The sequence below is a fragment of the Nocardia araoensis NBRC 100135 genome, from assembly GCF_000308435.1.
In the GTDB taxonomy this organism is placed as follows: domain Bacteria; phylum Actinomycetota; class Actinomycetes; order Mycobacteriales; family Mycobacteriaceae; genus Nocardia; species Nocardia araoensis.
In genome coordinates this window covers 25977-45782 of record NZ_BAFR01000113.1, presented here as the reverse complement: position 1 = coordinate 45782, position 19806 = coordinate 25977, and the positions used below count along the sequence as shown (strand labels likewise).

21 protein-coding genes and 1 pseudogene are annotated in these 19806 nt (G+C 68.1%); 13 read left to right on the top strand and 9 right to left on the bottom strand.

What is annotated here, in order from left to right:
- Nucleotides 1-6 precede the first annotated feature (6 nt).
- The 4 genes from ON21_RS14775 to ON21_RS14760 all read left to right on the top strand — a co-directional run bounded on the left by ON21_RS14775 (nt 7) and on the right by ON21_RS14760 (nt 3320).
- Complete coding sequence (locus ON21_RS14775; RefSeq protein ID WP_051020811.1) at nt 7-702, top strand: hypothetical protein; 696 nt, start codon at nt 7-9, stop codon at nt 700-702.
- Nucleotides 703-712: 10 nt separating this feature from the next.
- Nucleotides 713-1963 (top strand): TetR/AcrR family transcriptional regulator, encoded by a 1251-nt coding sequence (locus ON21_RS14770; protein ID WP_039798470.1) that lies wholly within the window; start codon nt 713-715, stop codon nt 1961-1963.
- Between the two features lie 179 nt (nt 1964-2142).
- Nucleotides 2143-2415 carry a hypothetical protein gene (locus ON21_RS14765; protein WP_039798469.1) on the top strand — a complete coding sequence of 91 codons (273 nt, stop codon included), beginning with the start codon at nt 2143-2145 and terminating at the stop codon, nt 2413-2415.
- Complete coding sequence (locus tag ON21_RS14760; protein ID WP_039798467.1) at nt 2412-3320, top strand: oxygenase MpaB family protein; 909 nt, start codon at nt 2412-2414, stop codon at nt 3318-3320. The genes ON21_RS14765 and ON21_RS14760 overlap by 4 nt, the downstream gene beginning before the upstream one ends.
- Nucleotides 3321-3551: 231 nt before the next feature.
- Here the strand turns inward: ON21_RS14760 and ON21_RS14755 are convergent, their stop codons facing one another.
- Nucleotides 3552-4427, bottom strand: a complete 876-nt coding sequence (locus tag ON21_RS14755; protein ID WP_039798466.1) for an alpha/beta fold hydrolase — start codon at nt 4425-4427, stop codon at nt 3552-3554.
- A 95-nt stretch (nt 4428-4522) separates the two neighbouring features.
- Here ON21_RS14755 and ON21_RS14750 point away from each other — a divergent pair, with 95 nt between their 5' ends.
- On the top strand, nt 4523-4912 hold the full coding sequence (locus ON21_RS14750) for a winged helix-turn-helix transcriptional regulator (protein WP_086006422.1): 390 nt from the start codon (nt 4523-4525) through the stop codon (nt 4910-4912).
- Between the two features lie 63 nt (nt 4913-4975).
- Here the strand turns inward: ON21_RS14750 and ON21_RS14745 are convergent, their stop codons facing one another.
- Entirely contained in the window at nt 4976-5641 is a 666-nt protein-coding gene (locus ON21_RS14745; RefSeq protein ID WP_039798465.1) for a PAS and ANTAR domain-containing protein, read from the bottom strand.
- Nucleotides 5642-5991: 350 nt separating this feature from the next.
- Here ON21_RS14745 and ON21_RS14740 point away from each other — a divergent pair, with 350 nt between their 5' ends.
- The 7 genes and pseudogenes from ON21_RS14740 (at nt 5992) to ON21_RS14715 (ending at nt 11720) form a co-directional block, all read left to right on the top strand.
- Nucleotides 5992-6675, top strand: a complete 684-nt coding sequence (locus ON21_RS14740; protein ID WP_051020810.1) for a CPBP family intramembrane glutamic endopeptidase — start codon at nt 5992-5994, stop codon at nt 6673-6675.
- Between the two features lie 57 nt (nt 6676-6732).
- Nucleotides 6733-8052 (top strand): APC family permease, encoded by a 1320-nt coding sequence (locus ON21_RS14735; RefSeq protein WP_051020809.1) that lies wholly within the window; start codon nt 6733-6735, stop codon nt 8050-8052.
- A 157-nt stretch (nt 8053-8209) separates the two neighbouring features.
- On the top strand, nt 8210-8752 hold the full coding sequence (locus ON21_RS35840; protein WP_157170841.1) for a hypothetical protein: 543 nt from the start codon (nt 8210-8212) through the stop codon (nt 8750-8752).
- A gap of 50 nt (nt 8753-8802) precedes the next feature.
- Nucleotides 8803-9341 (top strand): annotated as a pseudogene (locus tag ON21_RS14725) (LLM class flavin-dependent oxidoreductase); the annotation flags it as partial.
- Nucleotides 9342-9709: 368 nt separating this feature from the next.
- Nucleotides 9710-9880 (top strand): hypothetical protein, encoded by a 171-nt coding sequence (locus ON21_RS38410; RefSeq protein WP_157170840.1) that lies wholly within the window; start codon nt 9710-9712, stop codon nt 9878-9880.
- 5 nt (nt 9881-9885) lie between these two features.
- Nucleotides 9886-10596: a DUF8020 domain-containing protein gene (locus ON21_RS14720; protein WP_039798463.1), complete on the top strand. Its 711-nt coding sequence runs from the start codon at nt 9886-9888 to the stop codon at nt 10594-10596.
- A 113-nt stretch (nt 10597-10709) separates the two neighbouring features.
- Entirely contained in the window at nt 10710-11720 is a 1011-nt protein-coding gene (locus ON21_RS14715) for a DNA topoisomerase IB (protein WP_039798462.1), read from the top strand.
- 43 nt (nt 11721-11763) lie between these two features.
- Here ON21_RS14715 and ON21_RS14710 read toward each other — a convergent pair whose 3' ends face one another.
- Nucleotides 11764-12966, bottom strand: coding sequence for an AI-2E family transporter (locus ON21_RS14710; RefSeq protein ID WP_051020807.1), 1203 nt, complete (start codon nt 12964-12966; stop codon nt 11764-11766).
- 443 nt (nt 12967-13409) lie between these two features.
- Between ON21_RS14710 and ON21_RS14705 the strand changes: the two genes are divergently transcribed.
- A complete protein-coding gene (locus ON21_RS14705; RefSeq protein ID WP_083880624.1) occupies nt 13410-14474 on the top strand; it encodes a DUF4185 domain-containing protein in 1065 nt (354 codons plus the stop codon).
- On the opposite strand, the gene ON21_RS14700 is transcribed toward ON21_RS14705, so the two are convergent.
- The 6 genes from ON21_RS14700 to mftR form a co-directional block, all read right to left on the bottom strand.
- A complete protein-coding gene (locus ON21_RS14700) occupies nt 14419-16710 on the bottom strand; it encodes a SpoIIE family protein phosphatase (protein WP_039798461.1) in 2292 nt (763 codons plus the stop codon). The two genes, ON21_RS14705 and ON21_RS14700, sit on opposite strands and share 56 nt — an antisense overlap.
- Entirely contained in the window at nt 16707-17342 is a 636-nt protein-coding gene (locus ON21_RS14695; protein WP_039798460.1) for a SpoIIE family protein phosphatase, read from the bottom strand. The genes ON21_RS14700 and ON21_RS14695 overlap by 4 nt, the downstream gene beginning before the upstream one ends.
- The gene (locus ON21_RS14690; RefSeq protein WP_051020806.1) at nt 17335-17748 is read right to left on the bottom strand and encodes an ATP-binding protein; all 414 of its coding nucleotides are present in this window, start codon (nt 17746-17748) and stop codon (nt 17335-17337) included. The genes ON21_RS14695 and ON21_RS14690 overlap by 8 nt, the downstream gene beginning before the upstream one ends.
- Complete coding sequence (locus tag ON21_RS14685; RefSeq protein WP_039798459.1) at nt 17738-18127, bottom strand: STAS domain-containing protein; 390 nt, start codon at nt 18125-18127, stop codon at nt 17738-17740. The genes ON21_RS14690 and ON21_RS14685 overlap by 11 nt, the downstream gene beginning before the upstream one ends.
- 13 nt (nt 18128-18140) lie before the next feature.
- Nucleotides 18141-19046: an STAS domain-containing protein gene (locus ON21_RS14680; protein ID WP_039798458.1), complete on the bottom strand. Its 906-nt coding sequence runs from the start codon at nt 19044-19046 to the stop codon at nt 18141-18143.
- 137 nt (nt 19047-19183) lie between these two features.
- Nucleotides 19184-19780 carry a mycofactocin system transcriptional regulator MftR gene (gene mftR, locus ON21_RS14675; protein WP_039798456.1) on the bottom strand — a complete coding sequence of 199 codons (597 nt, stop codon included), beginning with the start codon at nt 19778-19780 and terminating at the stop codon, nt 19184-19186.
- Nucleotides 19781-19806 lie beyond the last annotated feature (26 nt).

The following is a 19806-nucleotide window of genomic DNA, read 5'->3' as shown; positions in this document are numbered from 1 at the left end:
ATTCCGATGAAGAATGACGACGTCGATCCGGCCGGTGAAACCGAATCGCCTGCGGCGCAAGCGGATGAGAAGGTCGTCGAGTCGGCGAGAACCGACTCCGGCGACACGACGACGCCGGACGCGGACGCCAACGTGAATCCCGCCGCATCCGGCACAGCCGGTGATCGCCTGCGCCGCCTGCGCCGACTGCCGATCCGGCGTCCCGGTCCGATCGTCCTGCGTTCGGCGGCGGTGATCCTCGTCGGCGTGTCGGTGGCCATGGCCGGTTACTGGTACGTCCAGAACAACCACAGCGAGAATCTGCTGGCGGCGCAGGAGGACGCGCGCGCGGCGGCCTGCCGCTATGCGCCCATCCTGGCGAACTACGACTCGAAGAATCTCGATGCCTACTTCGCCGCCGTCAGCGACGGCGCCACCGGCGACTGGAAGAAGCAATTCGAGTCCACCAGCACGGAACTGCGTTCGGTGCTCGGCGAAGGCCAGGTCACTTCGGCCACCCGCGACGTGCAGTGCGCGATTCGCGCCGGTGACGAGCACTCCGCCGAAGCGATCGTGGTCATCGGCCAGACCATCACCAGTCTCGGCACCAAGGGCAAGCCCGCGCCGGGTCAGTTGTCGATGGTGATGCGCTTGGAGAAGGTCGGGGACCGGTGGTTGGTGAACAAGGTCAACTCGCCGTTGGCCTTACCCGCGCAACCCTGACGCCAGTGCCGTGAAGAGCGCCAGGACAGAATCCGCCGAGCCCGGCTCGGCACGGGTGGTGCGCCGACGCCCGCGTAACCGGCGGGCGCAGATCGCCGCCACGTCCGCGGCCGCGTTCGGCGCCCTCGGCTATCACGGCGTGAGCATGGAGGAGATCGCGGCCAAGGTCGGGATCAGCTCCGCGGCGCTGTATCGCCATTACCCCAGCAAGTATGCGCTGTTCCGCGAAGAGCTGCTCCGCTTGGGCCAGGTCACCGTCGACGCGGTGACCCTTCCCGCGCAGGCCGACAGCTGGAGTGCCGAGGCTCGATTGCGATACGTCATCGATGCCCTGATCGCCCAGGCCGTCACCAATCGCCCGACCGTGACTTTGGCGCGCTGGGAAGGCCGCTATCTGGACGACGAGGACGGCAAGACCCTCACCGAGCAATTCGCGACCTCGATCGCCGCGCTACGCAGGCTGATCGGTGCGGTGCGCCCAAGGCTGAGCAAGCGAGACGAATTCGTCCGGGCGGTGGCGGTGCTCAGCGTCGTCAGCAGCATCGGTGATCACCATGCCGCCTTGCCGACGAAATCACTTGCGGCGCTGCTGGCCTCCGCGTGCTGGACGGCGGTGCACGCCACGTTGCCCGCATTCGCCGAGTTCTCCGCCGTGGAGCCGGCTGCCGATCCGCCGACGCCGTTCAAACACCAGTTGTTGCTGGCGAAAGCCGTGGAACTGTTCCACGAGCGCGGATATCCGAATGTCAGCGTCGAGGACATCGCCGCCGCGGCGGACCTGACCGCCGCCTCCGCCGTCTACCGCTACTACCGCAGCAAAAGCGACCTGCTGACGGCTGCTTTCCGGCGCGCCGCCGACCGGGTGGCCGATGCCATCGGTCCCGCCATCGCCTCATCGGCCACTCCCGTCGAGGCGCTGACGGAATTGATCACGCTCTACGTCGCGGGTTCCTTCGCCGAGCGGGAACTGACGTTCGTCTACTACACGGAGTTCTCGCACGTCCCGGCCGAAGACCGGGTCGTGTTGCGCAACATCCAGCGTCTGTCGGTGGCCGAGTGGGGCAAGCTGCTGGTCGCCGTGCGTTCGGAGCTGTCCGAAGCCCAAGCGCGAATTCTCGTGCACGCCGCCTTCGGTCTGGTCGTCGACCTCGGCAGGGCACTGGGGGACGGCAGGCGCGGCTGTCCGCGGGAGGCCGTGGCGCGACTGATGGAGGTCACCTTGTTCGACACGGCGACGCAACTGCCCGAAGCGCGGAGATGATCCGGGTGTCGATCTAGGTCTGTTCAGGCAGAATTCGCATACACCTCAATCGACAAGAGGAAGCATGATTCCGCTTCATAATGGCAATTTGATTGCGTAACCTTCTTCATTTCGACTAGAATGATCAGTAACATACGGGGAAGGTGACCGGCCCGGGTCATCGAAAGCAGGAGAGTCCGATGCGCGTCGACGTTCTCGCGGAGGAACGGCCGAAGTGGGAACGCGCGGGGGTCGGGCGCACCTCGACTTCGCGGTCCGTGGGACGCCCCGACACGGTCGGATCCGGGTCATCGACCGTCGGTCGGGTGCTCGGCGCGGAGTTGACCGTGTTCGAGTTCCTCGTCGTGCTCTCCGCCGCCGGGCTGGTGTTCGGCGGCGTCCGGCTGACGTCGGCGCGACTGATTCGCCTGGTCGTACGACGTGTGAACGCAGATGGAAGGACATCCCGATGACCGCAGTCGCTCATCATCCCGAGCGCGATCACAGTGTGCCGCTGACAAAGGATCGCACCCGCATCGGGATCAGCGTCACGCATCGGCCTTACACCAAGCGACCGATCAAACTCACCGACGCTTTGGACTTCTGGTCTTTCGCCGGTGCCGCGGCGAACGTCGTCATGCAGATGGCCCGGCCGGGCGTCGGCTACGGTGTGGCCGAGAGCAAGGTGGAATCCGGATCGCTGATGAAGCACCCGTGGAAACGTGCACGCACGACCACCCAATATCTCGCGGTCGCCATCCTCGGCACCGACGAAGAGCGCGCGGCATATCGCGAAGCGGTGAATGTGGCGCACCGGCAGGTGCATTCGGCCCCGGGTGCCGCGGTGAAGTACAACGCCTTCGACCGCAATCTGCAACTGTGGGTCGCCGCCTGCCTCTACATCGGTTTCGAGGACACCTACCAGCTGCTGCACGGGAGAATGAACGACGAGCAGGCCGAAGCGTTCTACACCTCGTCCTCGACCCTGGGCACCACCCTGCAAGTCACGGGGGACATGTGGCCCGCCACGCGCGCGGAGTTCGACGAGTATTGGAACACCGCGTGTGAGCAGGTGGTGCTGGACGACTACGTTCGCGGCTACCTCGAGAGCCTGCTCAACCTTCGCATGATCCACTGGTACCTGCGGCTGCCTTTTCGGAATCTGCTGCGATTTCTCACCATCGGATTCCTGGCTCCGATTTTCCGGGAACAGCTCCGGGTGTCGTGGACCGACGCGGACCAGCGGCGTTTCGAGAACTTGTTCGTCTTCGTTTCCTTCGTCAATCGCTTCATTCCGCGCTTCGTGCGGCACGGCGGGTCGCACGCGCTCATGGTCGATCTGCGCCGGCGAATCCGTAAGCAGAAGAACCTCATCTGAGTCACCCGCGGCGATCCGGCTCCTCGGGTGTCGGATCTCCCGACGGATAAGAAGTTGCTCGTTGAACCATTCCGTCGTGGCCGCAGCCGGGTTTGGCGAAATCGCGTACAAGCCGGTACATTCGTACCGTCAAACTACCGAGCGATCGGTGGATAGGCACGAATACCCCCGAGCGAGCCCCGAATCGACGCACATCGATTCGGGGCTCGGTTGGTTTGCGCGCCTTTTCCGTCAATCGGGCCGGTGTGCGGCCGTACGGTCGTCGGCGAGAAAATCGCTCAGCAGTGACACCAGTTCCGTCGGTGCGTGGAGCGGGATGATGTGCCCGCATCCCGGAATCCGGTGGCTGGTCAGCTCCTCGGTGATGGGAGCCAATTGCCGGGCCAGCGCGTTGCCTACCGGATGGGCGCCGACGGCCATGGTGGGAACCGTGAGCCGAGCGGTGGCCACCGCGTCACGGATCTGCCGGGCGCTGGTCGGCATCGCACGGTAGTAGGAGAACGCGCATCGCAAGGCCACCGGGTCGCCGTATGCCTCGACGAATGCGTCCCGAATCGGCCCGGGCACACCGCGGCCCAGGGTACCTGCGGTCAGGAACCAGTCGATATACGCCTTCTCGTTTCCGGTGATGACCTTCTCTGCGAGGCCGGGCACCGCATGGAACCCGAACCACCAAGGCGGCCCGACGGACAGGAAGTCCTCGGCGCCGGGCAGGGTGCCCAGCAGCGACTCCATCAGCACCAGTCGCCGGACTCGGTCCCGGTGCCGCATGGCCAGCAGGAAGGCGGGCGGCGTGCCCGCATCGATGCCGACCACTGCCGCGGTCGGCTCACCGAGCGCGTCCAGCAGTCCCGCGGCGTCGACGGCCAGATTCGCCGCGTCGTAGCCGTCGGCCGCTCGGGTGCTCGCTCCGAGGCCGCGCAGGTCCGGTGCGATCACTCGGTGCCGTCGCGCGAGCGGACCGATCACCTCCGACCACAACTGCCAGGTGTGCGGGAACCCGTGCAACAGCAGTACCGCGGGCCCACGTCCGGCGACCGCGACATTCACCTCGATGCCATTGGTCGCGATGCGGCATAACGAGATGTCGGAAGACATGGAGGTCATCACCTACTCCTGGTAACTATTGGTTATCAGGTAACCGTAAGTAGGCTGTTCAGCGCTGCAAAGACCGCACTTTCGAATCAGGGGGTGAGCCCGAGGTGACTACCGATCCCCTGCGTAAGCACGCCGAGGCGGGCGGCGACCTGTTCGATCCCGCCTGTCCGACCCGGCGGCTGCTCGACCGCATCGGCACGAAGTGGGTCTCCATGGTGGTGAAACTGCTCGCCGAGGCCACACCGGGCGAGGTGCGCTTCGCCGAGCTCCAGCGCCGCATGCCCGGTGTCTCGCAGAAGATGCTCTCCGTGACCCTGCGGAATCTGACCGGGGACGGGCTGGTCGCACGTCGCGTGGAGCCCACCGTGCCGCCGAGCGTGTACTACCGGCTGACCGAACTCGGCCTGTCACTGGAAGTTCCGCTCGCGGCGCTGCGCGCGTGGGCCGAAGAGCACATGGCCGAGATCGACCGCGGCCGTCCGGATAGTCATTGACGCAACGGTGAACTCGAGAGTCCACGACATCCGATCCGGCCCCGACGACCGGCTCGGACGCGGTCAAGGCTGGGTCTGGACACGACGTTCGTGCGCGGTGAGCAGCACATGGTCGAAGCGGGTGCGGGTCTGCACATCCGCGCCGCCGACATCGATCAGCGCGGCCACCAGTTCTTCGGCCAGAACGCGCAATTTCGTATTCGTCTCCTGCGATCGCCAGGTGAGCACACGGAACGCCTGATCGGCCGAAATCCCGTACACCAGCATCAAGGCGCCCTTCGCCTGCTCGATCACTTCACGGGCGGCGACCATTTCCGGCAGCGTGGCGTCGATGATCTCCTGCCGTTGTTCGTCGACGGTGTCGGTGACGTCGATGTAGTAGCCCGTGGTGCCGACCACCGCGCCGGTGGCGTCCCGCATCTGGTCGCCCACGACCAGTACGTGGTGCATGACACCCGCGGCATCGATGATGCGGTGGCGTCCGCTGAAAGGCAGCCCGGTCCGCACCGCCGTCGCCAAGGTGTCGGCCACCTCGGCCCGGTCGTCCGGATGCTTGTGCGCCAGGAGCAGTTCCGTCGTCGGTGTCACCTCACCCGGCGTGTACCCGTGCAGGGCCGCGACCTCGTCCGACCATTCCCAGCGTTGATCGGCGAACCAGAACTGAAAACTTCCTGTTCTCTTGGAGATCGGGACCGTGGGCGCGGCCCCCGATGGCACATCGTCTATCACGAATCGGAGATTCCCCGCTGCTCGGTCGGTATGCGCGAGGTGTCCGTGCGGTGAGGCGTGAACCGCCTCACGAAGACGCGACCCATTCGCGGGCGAGCGTCACAGTTGCGCAAGCACCTGCGCTCCGGCCAGCCCGTTGGTACGCACGTCCTCGACGTCGAGCCCGATGACGGCGGCCTGGCGGGCGACATCGACGTCGTCGGTGGCGACGCAGGTGATCAGGCGGCCACGCGCGCCATGGCTCCGGCGGTGGGCACACTGTGCGAGGCACTCGATCGAATGTCACAGCGGCGCGGTCTGCTCCGTTTTCGCGGAGAGCGCGATCCGCGCCGCGGACTTATGCTGAGGCCGTGCGGATCGGACTGCGGCGGCGGGTGTACCTGGGCGCCGAGTACGCGACACTGTTCTTCGGCGGAGCGACCGCGTACAACGCGTTGCTGCGCGGCAAATCGCCGATTCCCGCGCTGCTGGCGCTGGCCGCGGGTGCGGCGGTGTATCTGCGGCGCTCTTCCGATTTCGATCGCGCCGCATTGTGGCGCAGCGAGACATTGCGCGCCCAGGCGCGGTCGATGGCGGCCGGGGCGGCAGCGAGCGCGGTGGCGCTCACCGCGGCGGTCGCGATGGTACGGCGGGAGGATCTTTTCGATCTGCCCCGGCGCAATCCCGAGATCTGGCTCGCGGTGATGGTGCTGTACCCCGTGTTGAGCGTCTACCCGCAGGAATTGATCTTCCGATCGTTCCTGTTCCACCGGTACGCGCCCGTCTTCGGGGAAGGCGCGGGTTTGGTGATCGCGAGCGCGGCGGCGTTCGGCTTCGTGCACATCGTCTTCGGTAGCTGGTTCTCGGTCGTCGCCAGCGGCGTCGGCGGCTGGATCTTCGCCTCGCGGTACCTGCGGACCCGGTCGCTGTTCACCGCGTCGGTGGAGCACTCGGTGTACGGGATACTCGTTTTCACCGTCGGTTTGGGCCGGCACTTCTATCACGGCGCCGTGCAGGCGGCCCCCGCCCGGATGATCGGCCCGGCGCCGGCGTGACACGGCGGCGCGTTCAGCGCCGGCTTCAGCGTCGATGACGCGGGTATCCGCCGCTGCGTGGCGGATTCTCTACGACGGGCGGTCAGCACGCCCCTGCTGTACTTCTTCATCCTCGGTGACATCCTGGGCGCGGGGGTCTACGTGCTGGTCGGGAACATCGCGCGGGCGTCGGGCGGTGCGATCTGGTTGCCGCTTCTGGTGGCTCTGGGCCTCGCCTGCCTCACTGCCGGGTCCTATGCCGAGCTGGCGACGAAGTACCCGAAGGCGGGCGGCTCGGCCCACTACGCCGGTCGCGCGCTCGGTCCGGCCGCCGGATCGCTCGTCGGTTTCTGCATGCTCGCCGCCGGTGTCGTGTCGGTGGCAGCGCTGAGCAGGGCGTTCGCCGCCGACTACCTGCGTGCCTTGGTGACGTTGCCGACCGCGGTGGTCGTGGTGGTGTTCCTCGTCGCGTCGGCGTCGCTCAACGCCTATGGCATCAAGCAGTCGCTCGGCGCCAATGTGGCCGCGACCCTGGTCGAACTCGGCGGGCTGGTCGTGGTCATCGGGCTCGGCGCGTGGGTGATCGCCCGGGGAGACGCCGAACCGTCGCGGCTGGCCCAGGTGGGGACCGCGGAGCAGGGCGTCGTCGGCGCGATCCTGGCGGGCGCGGTTCTGGCCTTCTACTCCTTCGTCGGGTTCGAGACCTCGGTGAATCTGGCGGAGGAAGTCGCCGAACCGCGCCGGTCCTATCCGCGCGCCCTCTTCGGGGCGCTCCTCACCGCCGGTGGCGTGTACCTGCTGATCGGGCTGGTGGCAGGTGCGGTCGTGCCCACCGATCGGCTGGCGAACTCGAGCGGTCCGCTGCTGGAGGTGGTGCGCGTGGCCGGTGGGGTGCCGGAGCGGTTGTTCGCCGTGGTCGCTCTGGTGGCCGTGGCGAACGGAGCCCTGCTGACCGGCATCATGTCCTCGCGGCTGGCCTATGGCATGGCTCGCGACGGGCTGCTCCCGCGGGCGCTGGGCCGGGTTCTGCCGGGCCGCCGGACACCGTGGGTAGCGATCGCCGTGACAGCGGCGGCGTCGTTGGCGCTCGCGCTGACCGGGGAGGTGGCCTCGCTTGCCGAGACATTGGTGCTGTTGCTGCTGGCCGTCTTCGCGGCGGTCAACGTGTCGGTTCTGATGCTGCGGCGTGAGCCCGGCCCTGCGCGGCATTTTCGCGTGCCCCTCGTCATACCTTGGCTGGGCCTGGCCTCCTGTCTGTTCCTGACCACCCGGGTCGACGCGGAGGTCTGGCTGCGGGGTTCCATCCTGATCTGCGTCGGAGCGCTGTTCGCCGCGGTGAACGCGGTCCGTGCCCGCCGGTCCGCCGCCGACGGTCGACCGGTCCGGCGCGAAGCGTGACGATTCGCTTTCCATCGCGCGACGACCCGAGGATGTCGTTGCACCGGATCGTGCCCGGTGGTACACGAAATCCTCAACGGCGCCACGGCGCCGGTCGCAGTACGGAGATCGAATCGGTACCCCTGAACCCACCCCCTTCCCCGGAGGTTTCCACGCGATGGCATTTCCCGTGCACGGCGGCTCCTCGCTCGGCCGAAGACTCCACGGCTACACCCCGCGGCGGCACAACCGGCTCGCGGCGCATCGCGTCCTCGCCGCGCCGGATCGTCCCAGCGAATGGCATCCCGGGATGCTGTGGTGGGATGCGAGCACGGTGCTGGTGACCTACCCGCGACCGGAGGCAACCGGGCGCTGGAATACCGTGCCGCACTTCGTGTTACCGGTCGACCACGGGCGTCTGGCCTTCCGGATCTCGTCGCATTCGCGCGAGGCTCGGCACCTCGCCCGCGAGCACCGGGTCATCGTGCAGGCCGGGAACTGGCGAGGGGAGCCCGCCCTGGGGTCTCGGCAGCACCAGGGCACGGCCGAATTGCTTCGTACCGGGCCACTGTTCGACAAGGTGCGAACCGGCATGCTGACCAAATACGGACGATGGCTCGGCTTGGCGCACCTCAGCCACAGGCTGGCCATGGGCGCGGCGCCCTATGGCGACCTCGTGGTCGTCGTCACCGTGCGGGAGAACTCGCGCTTGGGTAGGTGACGTCACCGGGGCGATTCCGCCGGACTGGACACATGCACGGATTGCTGTTGATGCCGCCCACCTTCGATCCCGGGCCGAACCCGTTCGGGGCGCCGCCGGTGCTGATGGGCGCGCTCGGACCGGTGATGACCCGCAAGGCCGCCGAGGTCGCCGACGGGCTGCTGGTGATGCCGTTCAACAGCGCGCGTCATTTCACCGAGCGCACCCTGCCCGCCATCGCCGAGGGCCTGCGCCGGTCCGCTCGGACCGCGGCCGAATTCCCCGTGATCGCTCAGGTCATGGTCGGTCGGGCGCACCGAAGAAGCTCTGGCCGCCGCGATGGGGGGCGGGCTCGTTGATCGCGTTCTACGGGTCCACGCCCGCGTATCGTCCGGTGCTCGAAGCCGAGGGATGGGAGGCGCTGCAGCCCAGGCTCAACGCGCTGTCCAAGACGGGCGGCTTCGCCGATATGCGGGCGTTGGTCACCGACGAGATGGTGCGCACCATCGGGGTGGCAGGCACACCGGAAGAGTGCGCGGCACAGATCCGGACCCGCTTCGGCACCGGGGTGGAGGAAGTGTGCTGCTGTCCGGCCATCCACAACGACTGATCGATGGCGTCGAAACCACGGGGAAGCATGACGCGCTCGTAGACCGCGACCGCGTCGCCGAGCGGCAGCCAACTCGCCGTGCTCGCCCGGCATATCGGGCTCGACGCAGGCTGAGCACATCGCGAAGGCGATCGGGAAAGGTGGGTGCATTCGGAGGGGATCGAGCGCACCCACCCTCGCGCCTCGGCGTCGGCTGCGCAGCCGACGCGGGCAGCGTCGGGACCGACCGACGGAGACGATGCGAAAACCCCCGGAAACCCCGACCCGTGACCGACCTTAACGCCGTCGTCCCGACAATGACAGCGAAAACGGGTTCCTGAAACGATTTTCAGGTGACTTCAGGCTGCCTTAAGCCACGTCCTGCGAAGGTGATCTTCATCTTCGAGATCACGACTCTTGCAGGAGGTTTCATCATGAAGGCCACTGTTGGCCGTGCACTTCCCGGCCGGCGCGGGCTGCTCGCGGCGACCGCCGTCGAACACGAAGTGACGGTCGATGCGAACAGCGGGGCCGTACTGGGCACGGTGAAGCAGGACTGACGGACATGGTTCTGCGCAAGATCGCCACGATATCGACGCTCTCCGTCGCGCTCGCCTGCGGCTCGGTCACGAACGCGGGCGCCGCGCCGCGGGAAGACGCTGGGCAGGTCGTCGCTTACACCGCCACCACCTCGGCCGAGAGCGTGGTCGTCCAGATCGATTCCGGCTCGTTGCGGGCCGAGAACGGCGTGTTCGCGATCGCGGCGGACGACGGCACCGTACTCGCGGGCACACCGCTGGAATTCCGTGTCGACGACCTCGTCTTCCCGATCGCGGCCGACATCGGCGGCCGGACCGCCACGCTCACACCGTTGTTCGACCTCGAGCACGCGCAGTACCGCCCGGTCGCCCTTCCCTTCGAGGACTCGGCGCGGTGGCGGACGCCCTACGAGCGTGAGGTCGCGGCGTTCACCCGGCTGAAGGACACTATCGCGACGGGCGCCGCGATCGGCACCGTCGTCGGCGGCCTCGGTGGCGGCCTGGTGGGCTGCGTGCTCGGCGGCATCGCGGGCGCGACCGTCGCGGCCGCGACGATCGTCGGCATGTTCGGCCCGTTCATCCCGGCCGCCGCCGTCGGCTGTCTGGGCGGCATTCTGGCAGTGGGAGCTCTGGGCACACTCGCCGGGCAGCTCTTCGTCACCGCGCCGATCGCCGTCGCCGCCCTGGTGCAGTACTTCACCACGGTCAATCAACCCTTCGTTCCGCCGACCCCGTAGCTCTCCGGCCCGGACGGATCTTGCGAATACGCGCCGCGCCAGGTCGTCCTGCCGGGACCTGGCGCCTCGAGCTGTTTGGCCTGTCCAGGACAGGGCAGCTAGGTGATGTGAGTATGCGATTGCGCCGTAGCCGACCGTATGACGGCGGACTCCAACGCGTCCGGCGCGGACGCGGATTCGGCTATCGCACCGTGCACGGCGAACCGGTGCGGGACGACGCGACCCTGGAGCGCATTCGCGGGTTGGCGATCCCGCCGGCCTGGCGCAAGGTCTGGATCTGCCCGCACGCGAACGGTCACATCCAAGCGGTTGGCGTCGATGCCGCGGGCCGGCGTCAGTATCTCTACCACGAGCAGTGGCGCAAGGAGCGAGACGAGGAGAAGTTCGACCGGGTCCTGGCACTGGCCGGGCGTCTGCCGGAGGTCCGCGCGCAAGTCCGGGAGGATCTCGCCTTGCGCGGTCTGGTTCGGCGGCGGGTGGAAGCGGTCGCCATCGATCTGGTGGATCGCGGAGTGTTCCGGGTCGGGGGCGAGGAGTATGCCGAGGAGAACGGCACTCGGGGGGTCGCGACGCTGCTGCGGTCGCAGGTTCGGGTGTCAGGGGAGCAGATGCATTTCGACTATCGCGCCAAGGGTGGTATCCGGCGACGCGTGAGCGTCCGAGACCCACTGCTGGCCGGTGCGGTTCGCTCGCTGCAACGCTGCAGGGCGGAATCCGATCGGCTCTTGGTGTACCGGGACGGCGACCGCTACGGCGAACTGCGCGCCGACGACATCAACGCGCGTTTCCAGGAACTCGCCGCCTGCGAGTGCAGCGTCAAAGACCTGCGCACCTGGCAGGCGACCGTTCTGGCCGCGGCCGCCCTCGGTGCGATCGAACGGCCGTCGAACCACCGTGCGCGCAAACGCGCGGTACGGGAGGTGATGGACGAGGTCGCCGCCGCACTCGGCAACACCCCTGCCGTCGCTCAGGCGTCCTACGTCGATCCACGGGTGGTGACCGCCTTCGAGAACGGAACGACCATCGCCACGGCACTGCGGCGCGCGAACCGGGCCGATGGCGCCGACGCGGAGCGGGCGATCATCGACAGCGCCGTCATCCGGATGCTTCGCCGGGCGCGGTGAGGGCGACCCACCGGGAACGCGACGCGGCAGAACTCGGCCTCGGTCATCGCTCGTCGAGCGAGGGGAGGACGGTCTCGCGCATGATCAGCAGGACGGCCGCGGCCACGGGTATGGCCAGCAACGCACCGATGATCCCGAGCAGCGCGCCGCCGAGCAGCACCGCCACCACGGTCACGAGCGCGGGTACGCGCACCGCGCGGCCGATGATGCGTGGCACAAGAACGTAGTCCTCGACCAGGCGCAGCGCGATGAAGAACGCGACGGTCGCCACCGCGACCGGCAGGGAGACGGTCAACGCGACGAGCGCGACGATCACCCCGGCCACCGTCGAACCGACGATCGGGATCAGGTCGAGCACCGCCACCAGCACGGCCAGCAGCAGCGGATACGGCACATCGAAGATGAGCAGCCAGATACCGGTCAGCACGGCGGTGATCAGCGAGATGACCAGGTTGCCCAGAATATAGCCGCCGACCTTGGCGAAGATCTCGTCGCCGATCAGTATCGCGCGGGGACGGCGCGAGCTGGGGAAGAGCCGGTACACCGAAGCGCGCACCCGGGTGAAGTTCGCCATGAAGTAGGCGGTCAGCACCGCGACGATGACCGTGCTGCTGACGATCGAGAACACCGCGCGTCCGGCGTCCAGTACCCCGGTGGTAACGCCGGAAGAGTCCGATTCGAGCGTTCGCCGCAGCCGGTCTTGTAGGTGGAAACGCTGGTCGAGCGTGCCGATGTAGGGATAGCGGTCGGCGAGATGGGTGACGTAGTGGGGCGCGTTGTGCGCGAGTGCGTCACCCTGCGTGATCAGCGGTGGTATCGCCGCGGCGAGAAATCCGGCGAACAGGCCGAGCCCGACCACGTAGACGGTCGTCACGGCGGCCCAGCGCGGGAAGCGAGGCCGGACCAGCCGGGACACCAGCGGTTCCATCCCGATGGCCAGGAACAACGCCACCAGGATGAGGATCAGCGTCTGCCCTGCGGCGAGCACGGTGCGAATGGCGGCATAGGTCACCGCGACACCGGCGGCTCCGGTCAGCCCGACCATGAACGGCGAGCGCCGATCGAAGGGGCGCCCGGGCCGGCCCAGTGGGAACGCCGCGCTGCGTGCCCGGGCGGCTTCGGCCTCGGCGGCGACGATCGGACCGGCTTCGTCGGTGCCGTGGGGTTGGGCGATGTCGCCGCTGTGTCCGGTGTCCGCGGAATCGCGGGCGGGATGTTCCTCGTCGGGAGTGTCTGTTTCGGACATGCCTTCCGTCCGATCGCTGGGTGAGCTGGTCCGGGATAGCCGTGCGCGGCTTACCCCGCTGCGCGACCGCCCAAACACGGCGCCCGGATCGGTGACGGCCCGGCTGTCGAGCAGCGAATTCGGCGATCACCTTTCGGAGCGCGGTACGCCGGGATCGCGTTGGCGCGGAGTCGCGGTTCCCAGCCACTGGCGAACACCGTGCACATCGGAAGCGGCATCGGAAACGGACTTTCCGCCACCGGAATCGGACGGGCCACACCGAATCGAGCTGCCGAAACACAAGCTGCACAGTCGGTTTCCGCATTCTCGCGCGCACCTGTCGGCCCGAATCAGCAACGTCGCAGCCATCGGCGGCCGATACTGATGGACAGCCCGTGCACACCTCGCGGTGACCCTACGAGCCGATCTATCAGCGACGCTCCGAGAATCGACAGGATCCGGCGATGCCCAAGATCAAGGACCTGAACCCGCTGCCGATGGCCGATATCGGCGGCTCGGATCTCTTCATCCCGTTCCGCATGCCGAGCGGTGAGATCGGATACCTGCTCGGCGACACGTTCGCCGGAGCGGAACCCGCGGTGGGCGGCCCGAATTGGCGTTCGCCGATGCTGTTGCGCAGCGGCACCCACGACATGTACCGACCGATCGAATTCCGGTCCGCGGCGCGGGAGGCCCGGCAACTGTGGGACTACGTACACGACAATCCGGAGTACTCCACGGTTCTGCCCTGCGACGCCATCACGATCGGCAGCCGGATCTATCTGTGGGTGATGGTCACCCAAGGATTGGCGAACGAGCGGTGGTGCGAGATCCGTTATTCCGACGACAACGGAGAGAGCTGGACCGATACCGCTGTTCGGTGGTCGACCAGCGCCTACGGCGGAAAACGCACGATGATCTCCTGGGAACGCGGCGGCGACGGCTATGTCTACATCATCTCCACCGGCGGGCTGGCCCGGAACAAGAACATGCTGCTGTGGCGAGTACGCGAGAGCCATGCCGCGCTCGTCGACCCGGCGGCCTGGCAAGGGTGGGGTTGGAACGGACAGGATTGGGGCTGGGGCCGGGATCCGGGCAGCGATCCGCGTTTCGGCATCCTGGCCGACGGCACGAGACTCGGCGAGATCGGACTGCGGCGCATCCAAGGCAATTGGGTGATGTCGGGGTTCGACGCCGGTGCCTACGGAGCCTTCGTCAAGGTGGCGGCGAGGATCACCGACAACTGGCGCGCAGCGTGGACCTATCGTCCGGTGAAAGGGTCGTTCTGGGCGCCCGGCGGTCCGGATATCGTGCCGCGTCTCTATGGCTGCTATGTCCACCCGGACAGCAGGTTCGACGGCGCATTCTGCATGATCGTCAGCGAATGGGCGGAATCGGGTATGCCGTATCGCGGCATGCAATTCCGGATCTACGGAGTCCAGCCCGCCGCTCCGCTCACCGCCGGGCGAATCGTCAGCCGGAAACGCGGCGGTTCGTCCCGCGCAACGGATTGGCCACGGGGAAGGTGATCGCGGGCAGCGTCACCGACATGCGCACGGTCGTGCCGGATTCCGAGTGGTCGATGTCGAGTTCCTCGGTCAGCGCGCGCATCATGTCGATGCCGCGGCCGCGATACCCGGGATCGGATGCCCGTGGCTTCCAGTCGCCGGTGTCGTTGACCACGATGACGACGGTGTCGATATCGCAGGTGGCCGACATCCGGACCCGACCGGTGTCGGCGTTGCGATAGGCGTGCTCGATGCTGTTGCTACACGCCTCGTTGGCCGCGGCGACCAGATCGGCGGCCAGGTCGTGCGGCACCGCCGCGGCGGCCAGCCAACCCTTCAGCGTGCGCCGCAGCACCGCGAGCTCGTCCGCGCGAGCGGGCACGTCCAGCCGCAGCGGCGCGGGCGGCTGGCGGTAGACCACCATGGCGACGTCGTCGTCGTAACCCATCGACGGCCGCAGGGCCGACAACACCGCGTCGGCCACTTCGCGTGGCAACCGTCCCGAGGTGTCGGCGAGCACCGCGGCGATCTTGGCGAACCCCTCGTCGATGTCGACGCCGCGCTGTTCGACCAAACCGTCGGTGAACAGCACCAGGGTGGAGCCCGGTGTCAGCGCCGTGGTCGCCTCCGGTCGGCGCGGCGGATCGAAGGTCGCCAGCGGCACCGAGCGCCCGCCCTCCAGCAGGCGGCCGGTCCTGGCGACGTCGGCGAGGATCGGTGGCATGTGACCGGCGCTGCTGTAGCGGACCAGGCCGCGTACCGGGTCCAGCACGGCGGCGCAGACGGTGGTGCACATGGCGCCGGGGATCCGTGCGGCGACGGTGTCGAGTTCGGCGAGCAACTGCGCCGGTCCCGCGCCGCGCAGCAGCAGCGCACGGGCGGCGGTGCGCAACTGGCCCATCACGACCGCGGCGGACAGGCCACGGCCGACGCAGTCGCCGACCACCACGCCGATGGTGCCGTCGCGCAGCGGCACCACGTCGTACCAGTCGCCGCCGATCTCCAGCGGCGGCAGCGCGGGCTCGTAGTGCACCGAGAAACGCGGCGGCAGTTCGATCGGGCCGAGCATGGCGCGCTGGAGGGTCAGCGAGGTGGCGCGGGCCTGGTCGAAGTTGCGCGCCCGCTGCACGGCGAGACTGAGATGGCCGATCAGCAAGGAGAACAGCGTCCAGTCCGCGGCGCTGATCGCCCGGGGCGCGGCGAAGCGCAACCACACCGCCGCGTCGCCGGTCTCGCCGAGCGGAGCGACGATGCCCTCGGAACTCTCGGCTCCGTCCGGGATGGCCAGCAGGCTGCGCGGCGGCCTGCGTCTGGCTCGATCCAGCAGGGCGCGCGACCCGTCGTCGAGGGACTCCGCTCCGTTGTGCGACGTGCGGTCGGCGCCGGTGCCGGAGATGTACACCTCCGGCGCCGCGGTGCGGCTGGGCCACACCGCCACCACCGCGGTTTCCGCGCCCACCGTGCGGCGCAACTCGTCGAGCCCGACGGCGAGCACTTCGACCACACTGGTGGCCGCGCCGACCGCGGTGGCCAGCCGGGACGCCGCCTGGTCGCGCGCCTGCGCGTCGTGTTCGGCGGTGATGTCGCGCAGTGTGCCGACGAAGATCCGCTCGTTGTCCTCCGGCTTGATCAAGGCGCTGGTGCTCACCGCGAGCCACACGTTGCGCCCGTCGCGGTGCCGGATCGGGATGACGAAGCGCTGTGCCTCGGTACCGAGGTCGGGATAGCGCGGACCCTCCGGGCTCGACCACGGATGTGGCAGCGGATAGGGGACACCCGAGGCGCCGTAGCCGGTCAGGGCGCCGAAGGCGGTGTTGACCTCGATGATCGTGCCCTGCGCGTCGGCGACGAAGAAGCCGTCCTGCAACGATTCCACCAGCGCGGTGCGGAACGCGTCGCGTCCGGCGAGATCGTCGGCGCGGGAACGCTGCTGCTCGTAGCGGCGGGTGCCGTCGAGATAACCGCGGGTGGCGATGTCCAGCGGAACGAGGGTCTGCAACAGGAATTCCAGCGCGGTCTCCGGGAGGCGCGCCGCGGGTTCGCCGCCCTCGGCGGCGGCCTGCTTCTGTCGCTGTTCCTCCACGTCCTGGACCACGCGGAAGTGATTCTCCGTGAGGTCGAGCAGGCTGATGCCTTCGACCAGGGCGCGCCTGCCCAGCTCGTACCCCTCGGCGAGGCCGGCCTGGGTGGGCGAATCCATGTGCCGCCGTAGCGCATCGCCGTAGTCGTCCAGGAAGTCGGCCAGCAGGGCGCTCATTTGGCCGCCCCTCCCGCACCGCGGTGCCGCGCCGCGAGCACCAGCGCGTCGTCGGTGTCCTTGGCGTGCCGGGCGAGCATCTCGGCGGTGATGTCGGCGGTGGACTTGGAAAGGTCGATGGCGGAGGTGGATTCGGTGACGATGCCGTCGGTGGACATCAGCAGCAGGTCACCGGGACGGACCGCGACCGACTGCGGCTGGAGATTGGCCGGAAGGCGGTAGCCGACGATGCCCGCGGTCAGCAGAACGGTGGCGTGTACCTTCGGGCTGCCCGCGGGGCCCGCGGTCAGCACCTGGGATTCGACATTGCCGACGCCGAGCCAGCGCACCGTGTCGCCCTCGTCGAACAGAGCCAGTGAGATCGCCGCACCTCGCGTGTCGGCCATCGCCCGATGGCACAGCACCATCAGCACGTCCAGCGGTTCCGCGCGGTTCTCCGACAGCACCCGCGCGGCGCGATCTGCCGCGTCCGCCGCGGCGGCGCCGTGCCCGAGCCCGTCGAGGACCGCGAACAGGACGGTGCCGCCACCGGCGTCCAGGACGACGCCGCGGTCACCGGAGACCTGTTGACCGGGTAGCGCGCGTCCGGCCACCGCCCACTCGATCCGGCCGATGAACCCGTCCTCACGCACCGTTCGGTACCCACTTCCACATCTCCACCAGCGTGCCGCGACCCGGCGCCGAATCCACGGTCAGCCGGTCCATCAATCGTCGGGCGCCGGGCAGGCCGAGCCCGAGCCCGCGTCCGGTGGAGTACCCGTCCTCCAGTGCCCTGGCGATGTCGATGATGCCGGGCCCCTGGTCCTCGGCCTGCACCACCAGGGCTTGCCGACCCTCCCGGTCGTCGACGAGCAAACGGATCTCGCCGCTGCCCGCGTAACTGGTGATGTTGCGGGCGATCTCGGAGATCGCCGTGGAGATCATCGTGCGGTCGGTCAGGGTGAATCCGAGCTTCGCTGCCAGTTCGCGTCCGGCTTGACGTGCGGTCACGATGTCCCCGGACACCCTGACCGCGATCACCACGTTCTCAGCGGCCACTGTCACGACCGTCTCGCTGGCGACGGGCTGGGATCTTCCGGTCCAACCACGCGAGCCCCTCTTCCAGATCGAGGGCGGTGTGCATGTCCTCGAAGGTGAGACCGAGTTGCACCATGGCGAACGCGACTTCCGGTTGCAGACCGACGATCACCGTTTCGGCGCCGCGCAGCTGCGTCATGTGCGCGATGGTACGCAACGATCTCGCGGCGAACGAATCCATCACGTCGATAGCGGTGACATCGACGATGATGCCGTGTGCCCGGTATTTGCTGACCTGTTTCATCAGGTCGTCCTGCAGGCGCTCGGTATCCGCGTCGGTCAGCGCCGACTGCACCGACGCGATCAGATACGTCCCTTGCTTCAGAATCGGAACCGGCATGTGGCGGGCCCGATCAGCGGCCGTCGCGTTCGGTAACCCGTTCGGTGACGCGGGAAACCTCGTAGCCCAACAGCCGTTCCGCTTCTTCGATGCCGCCCTGCAGGTCGCCGACCGCGTTCATCTTCGACAGATCGAGGCCGATCGTCACCAGGGTGAGCGCGATCTCCGAGGACAACCCGGTGATGATCACGTTCGCGCCCATCAGGCCGGACGCGTCGACGGTCTGCACCAGATGGTTGGCCACGGTGGAGTCGATCTGCGGCACACCGGTGATGTCGATGACGACGACCTTCGCCCGGTTGGCCCGGATCGCGCGCAGCAGCTGCTCGGTGAGCTGGCGGGCGCGCTGGCTGTCCAGCACGCCGATGATGGGCAGGATCAGCAGCTGCTCACGCACCTGCAGCACCGGCGTGGACAGCTCGCGGATGGCTTCCTGCTGCTGGCGGATGACGCGCTCGCGCTCCTGGACGAAGGACACGGTCACGGTGTTGGCGATGCGGTTGGCGGCCGGTTCGTAGGCGTCGAGCACCTTGTTGAGCAGTTCGAAGTCCGACTGGTACTTCTCGAAGAGGCTGCGTGCCAGCACGTCGCGCAGCAACAGCACGATGCCGATGACCTCGTCGGTCTCGACGCCTCTCGGGATGATGCGTTCGGACAGGTCGCGCGCGTACGCCTGCAGCGCCTCGACGCTACCGGTCTCGAGCACGTCGACGTAGCCGTCGTAGATCGAGGTGGCCTCGGAGAAGATCTCCTCCGGGGTCATGGCGGTGAGCAGTTGGGCGTCGGCGATGCGGCGGGCCCACTCTTCGCGCAGCGCGGTGCGGTTCTGGCGCAGGTGCTCGACGAGCTGCGGAAGCAATTGATCGATCGGTCCCGCGGTCAGGGAATCCGCCGAAAGGCTCATGGACACCTCGGACATGGACTCCTGCCCCTTTCGACGGTTCAGTCGGGATCTGTGTGCATCGGCGCTTGCCGATTCCGAGCCTAGTCATACCCCACCCGAGACGCCGACGAAACCTGCCGGTTGTTCGCCTGATGTTCGAGTGCGCGAGTACCTCACGGCACCGTAGCGAACCCGCGTTCCAGCGCTGCGAGCGCCTCGTCCAAATACACCGTGAGGTCCGCGTCCGCGCGGCTCAGCCAGGCGTCGAACGCGGCGCGCGCCGCCGCCAGCGTGGTCCGGCCGACGGCGAGCGGGATGAGCCCGTCCTCCGGTTCCCCGAGCCGGCCCGCCGCGAACGCGCTCACGGCGCGCTCCCAGGCGTCGTAGTGCGCGCCCGCGGTGGCGGCCAGCGCGGGGATGTTCGCGACCAGCTGCATCCTGGTGCGCAGTTCCGGGACGTCCTCGGCGCGATATTTGTTGGCGTCGACCACGACTCGGCGCACCGCGGTCATCATCGGAACGTCGTCCGGCACCGTCGCGAACGCGGCGCGCAGCGCGGCGACCTCGTCGTCGAACTGCGACCAGAGCACCTCCGCCTTGGTGGGGAAGTACCGGAAGAAGGTGCGTCCGCTGATACCGGCGGCGGCGGCGATCTGCTCGACGGTGGTCTCGTCGAAGCCCTGCTCACTGAACAGTCGCATGGCGATCAGTTCGAGTTCGCGTTTGGTGGTGCCGCGTGGGCGGCCGCGCGTGGCCCGGTTCTCCAGCATTGTTCGATTGTGCTCGGCCGCCGCGA

What these genes read in the sequence shown, in the direction of transcription:
- ON21_RS14775 (WP_051020811.1), top strand. Translation starts at nt 7, where the DNA reads ATGAAGAATGACGACGTCGATCCGGCCGGTGAAACCGAATCGCCTGCG.
- ON21_RS14765 (WP_039798469.1), top strand. Translation starts at nt 2,143, where the DNA reads ATGCGCGTCGACGTTCTCGCGGAGGAACGGCCGAAGTGGGAACGCGCG.
- ON21_RS14760 (WP_039798467.1), top strand. Translation starts at nt 2,412, where the DNA reads ATGACCGCAGTCGCTCATCATCCCGAGCGCGATCACAGTGTGCCGCTG.
- ON21_RS14755 (WP_039798466.1), bottom strand. Translation starts at nt 4,427, where the DNA reads ATGACCTCCATGTCTTCCGACATCTCGTTATGCCGCATCGCGACCAAT.
- ON21_RS35840 (WP_157170841.1), top strand. Translation starts at nt 8,210, where the DNA reads ATGGCATTTCCCGTGCACGGCGGCTCCTCGCTCGGCCGAAGACTCCAC.
- ON21_RS14720 (WP_039798463.1), top strand. Translation starts at nt 9,886, where the DNA reads ATGGTTCTGCGCAAGATCGCCACGATATCGACGCTCTCCGTCGCGCTC.
- ON21_RS14715 (WP_039798462.1), top strand. Translation starts at nt 10,710, where the DNA reads ATGCGATTGCGCCGTAGCCGACCGTATGACGGCGGACTCCAACGCGTC.
- ON21_RS14710 (WP_051020807.1), bottom strand. Translation starts at nt 12,966, where the DNA reads ATGTCCGAAACAGACACTCCCGACGAGGAACATCCCGCCCGCGATTCC.
- ON21_RS14705 (WP_083880624.1), top strand. Translation starts at nt 13,410, where the DNA reads ATGCCCAAGATCAAGGACCTGAACCCGCTGCCGATGGCCGATATCGGC.
- ON21_RS14700 (WP_039798461.1), bottom strand. Translation starts at nt 16,710, where the DNA reads ATGAGCGCCCTGCTGGCCGACTTCCTGGACGACTACGGCGATGCGCTA.
- ON21_RS14685 (WP_039798459.1), bottom strand. Translation starts at nt 18,127, where the DNA reads ATGCCGGTTCCGATTCTGAAGCAAGGGACGTATCTGATCGCGTCGGTG.
- ON21_RS14680 (WP_039798458.1), bottom strand. Translation starts at nt 19,046, where the DNA reads ATGTCCGAGGTGTCCATGAGCCTTTCGGCGGATTCCCTGACCGCGGGA.
- mftR (WP_039798456.1), bottom strand. Translation starts at nt 19,780, where the DNA reads ATGCTGGAGAACCGGGCCACGCGCGGCCGCCCACGCGGCACCACCAAA.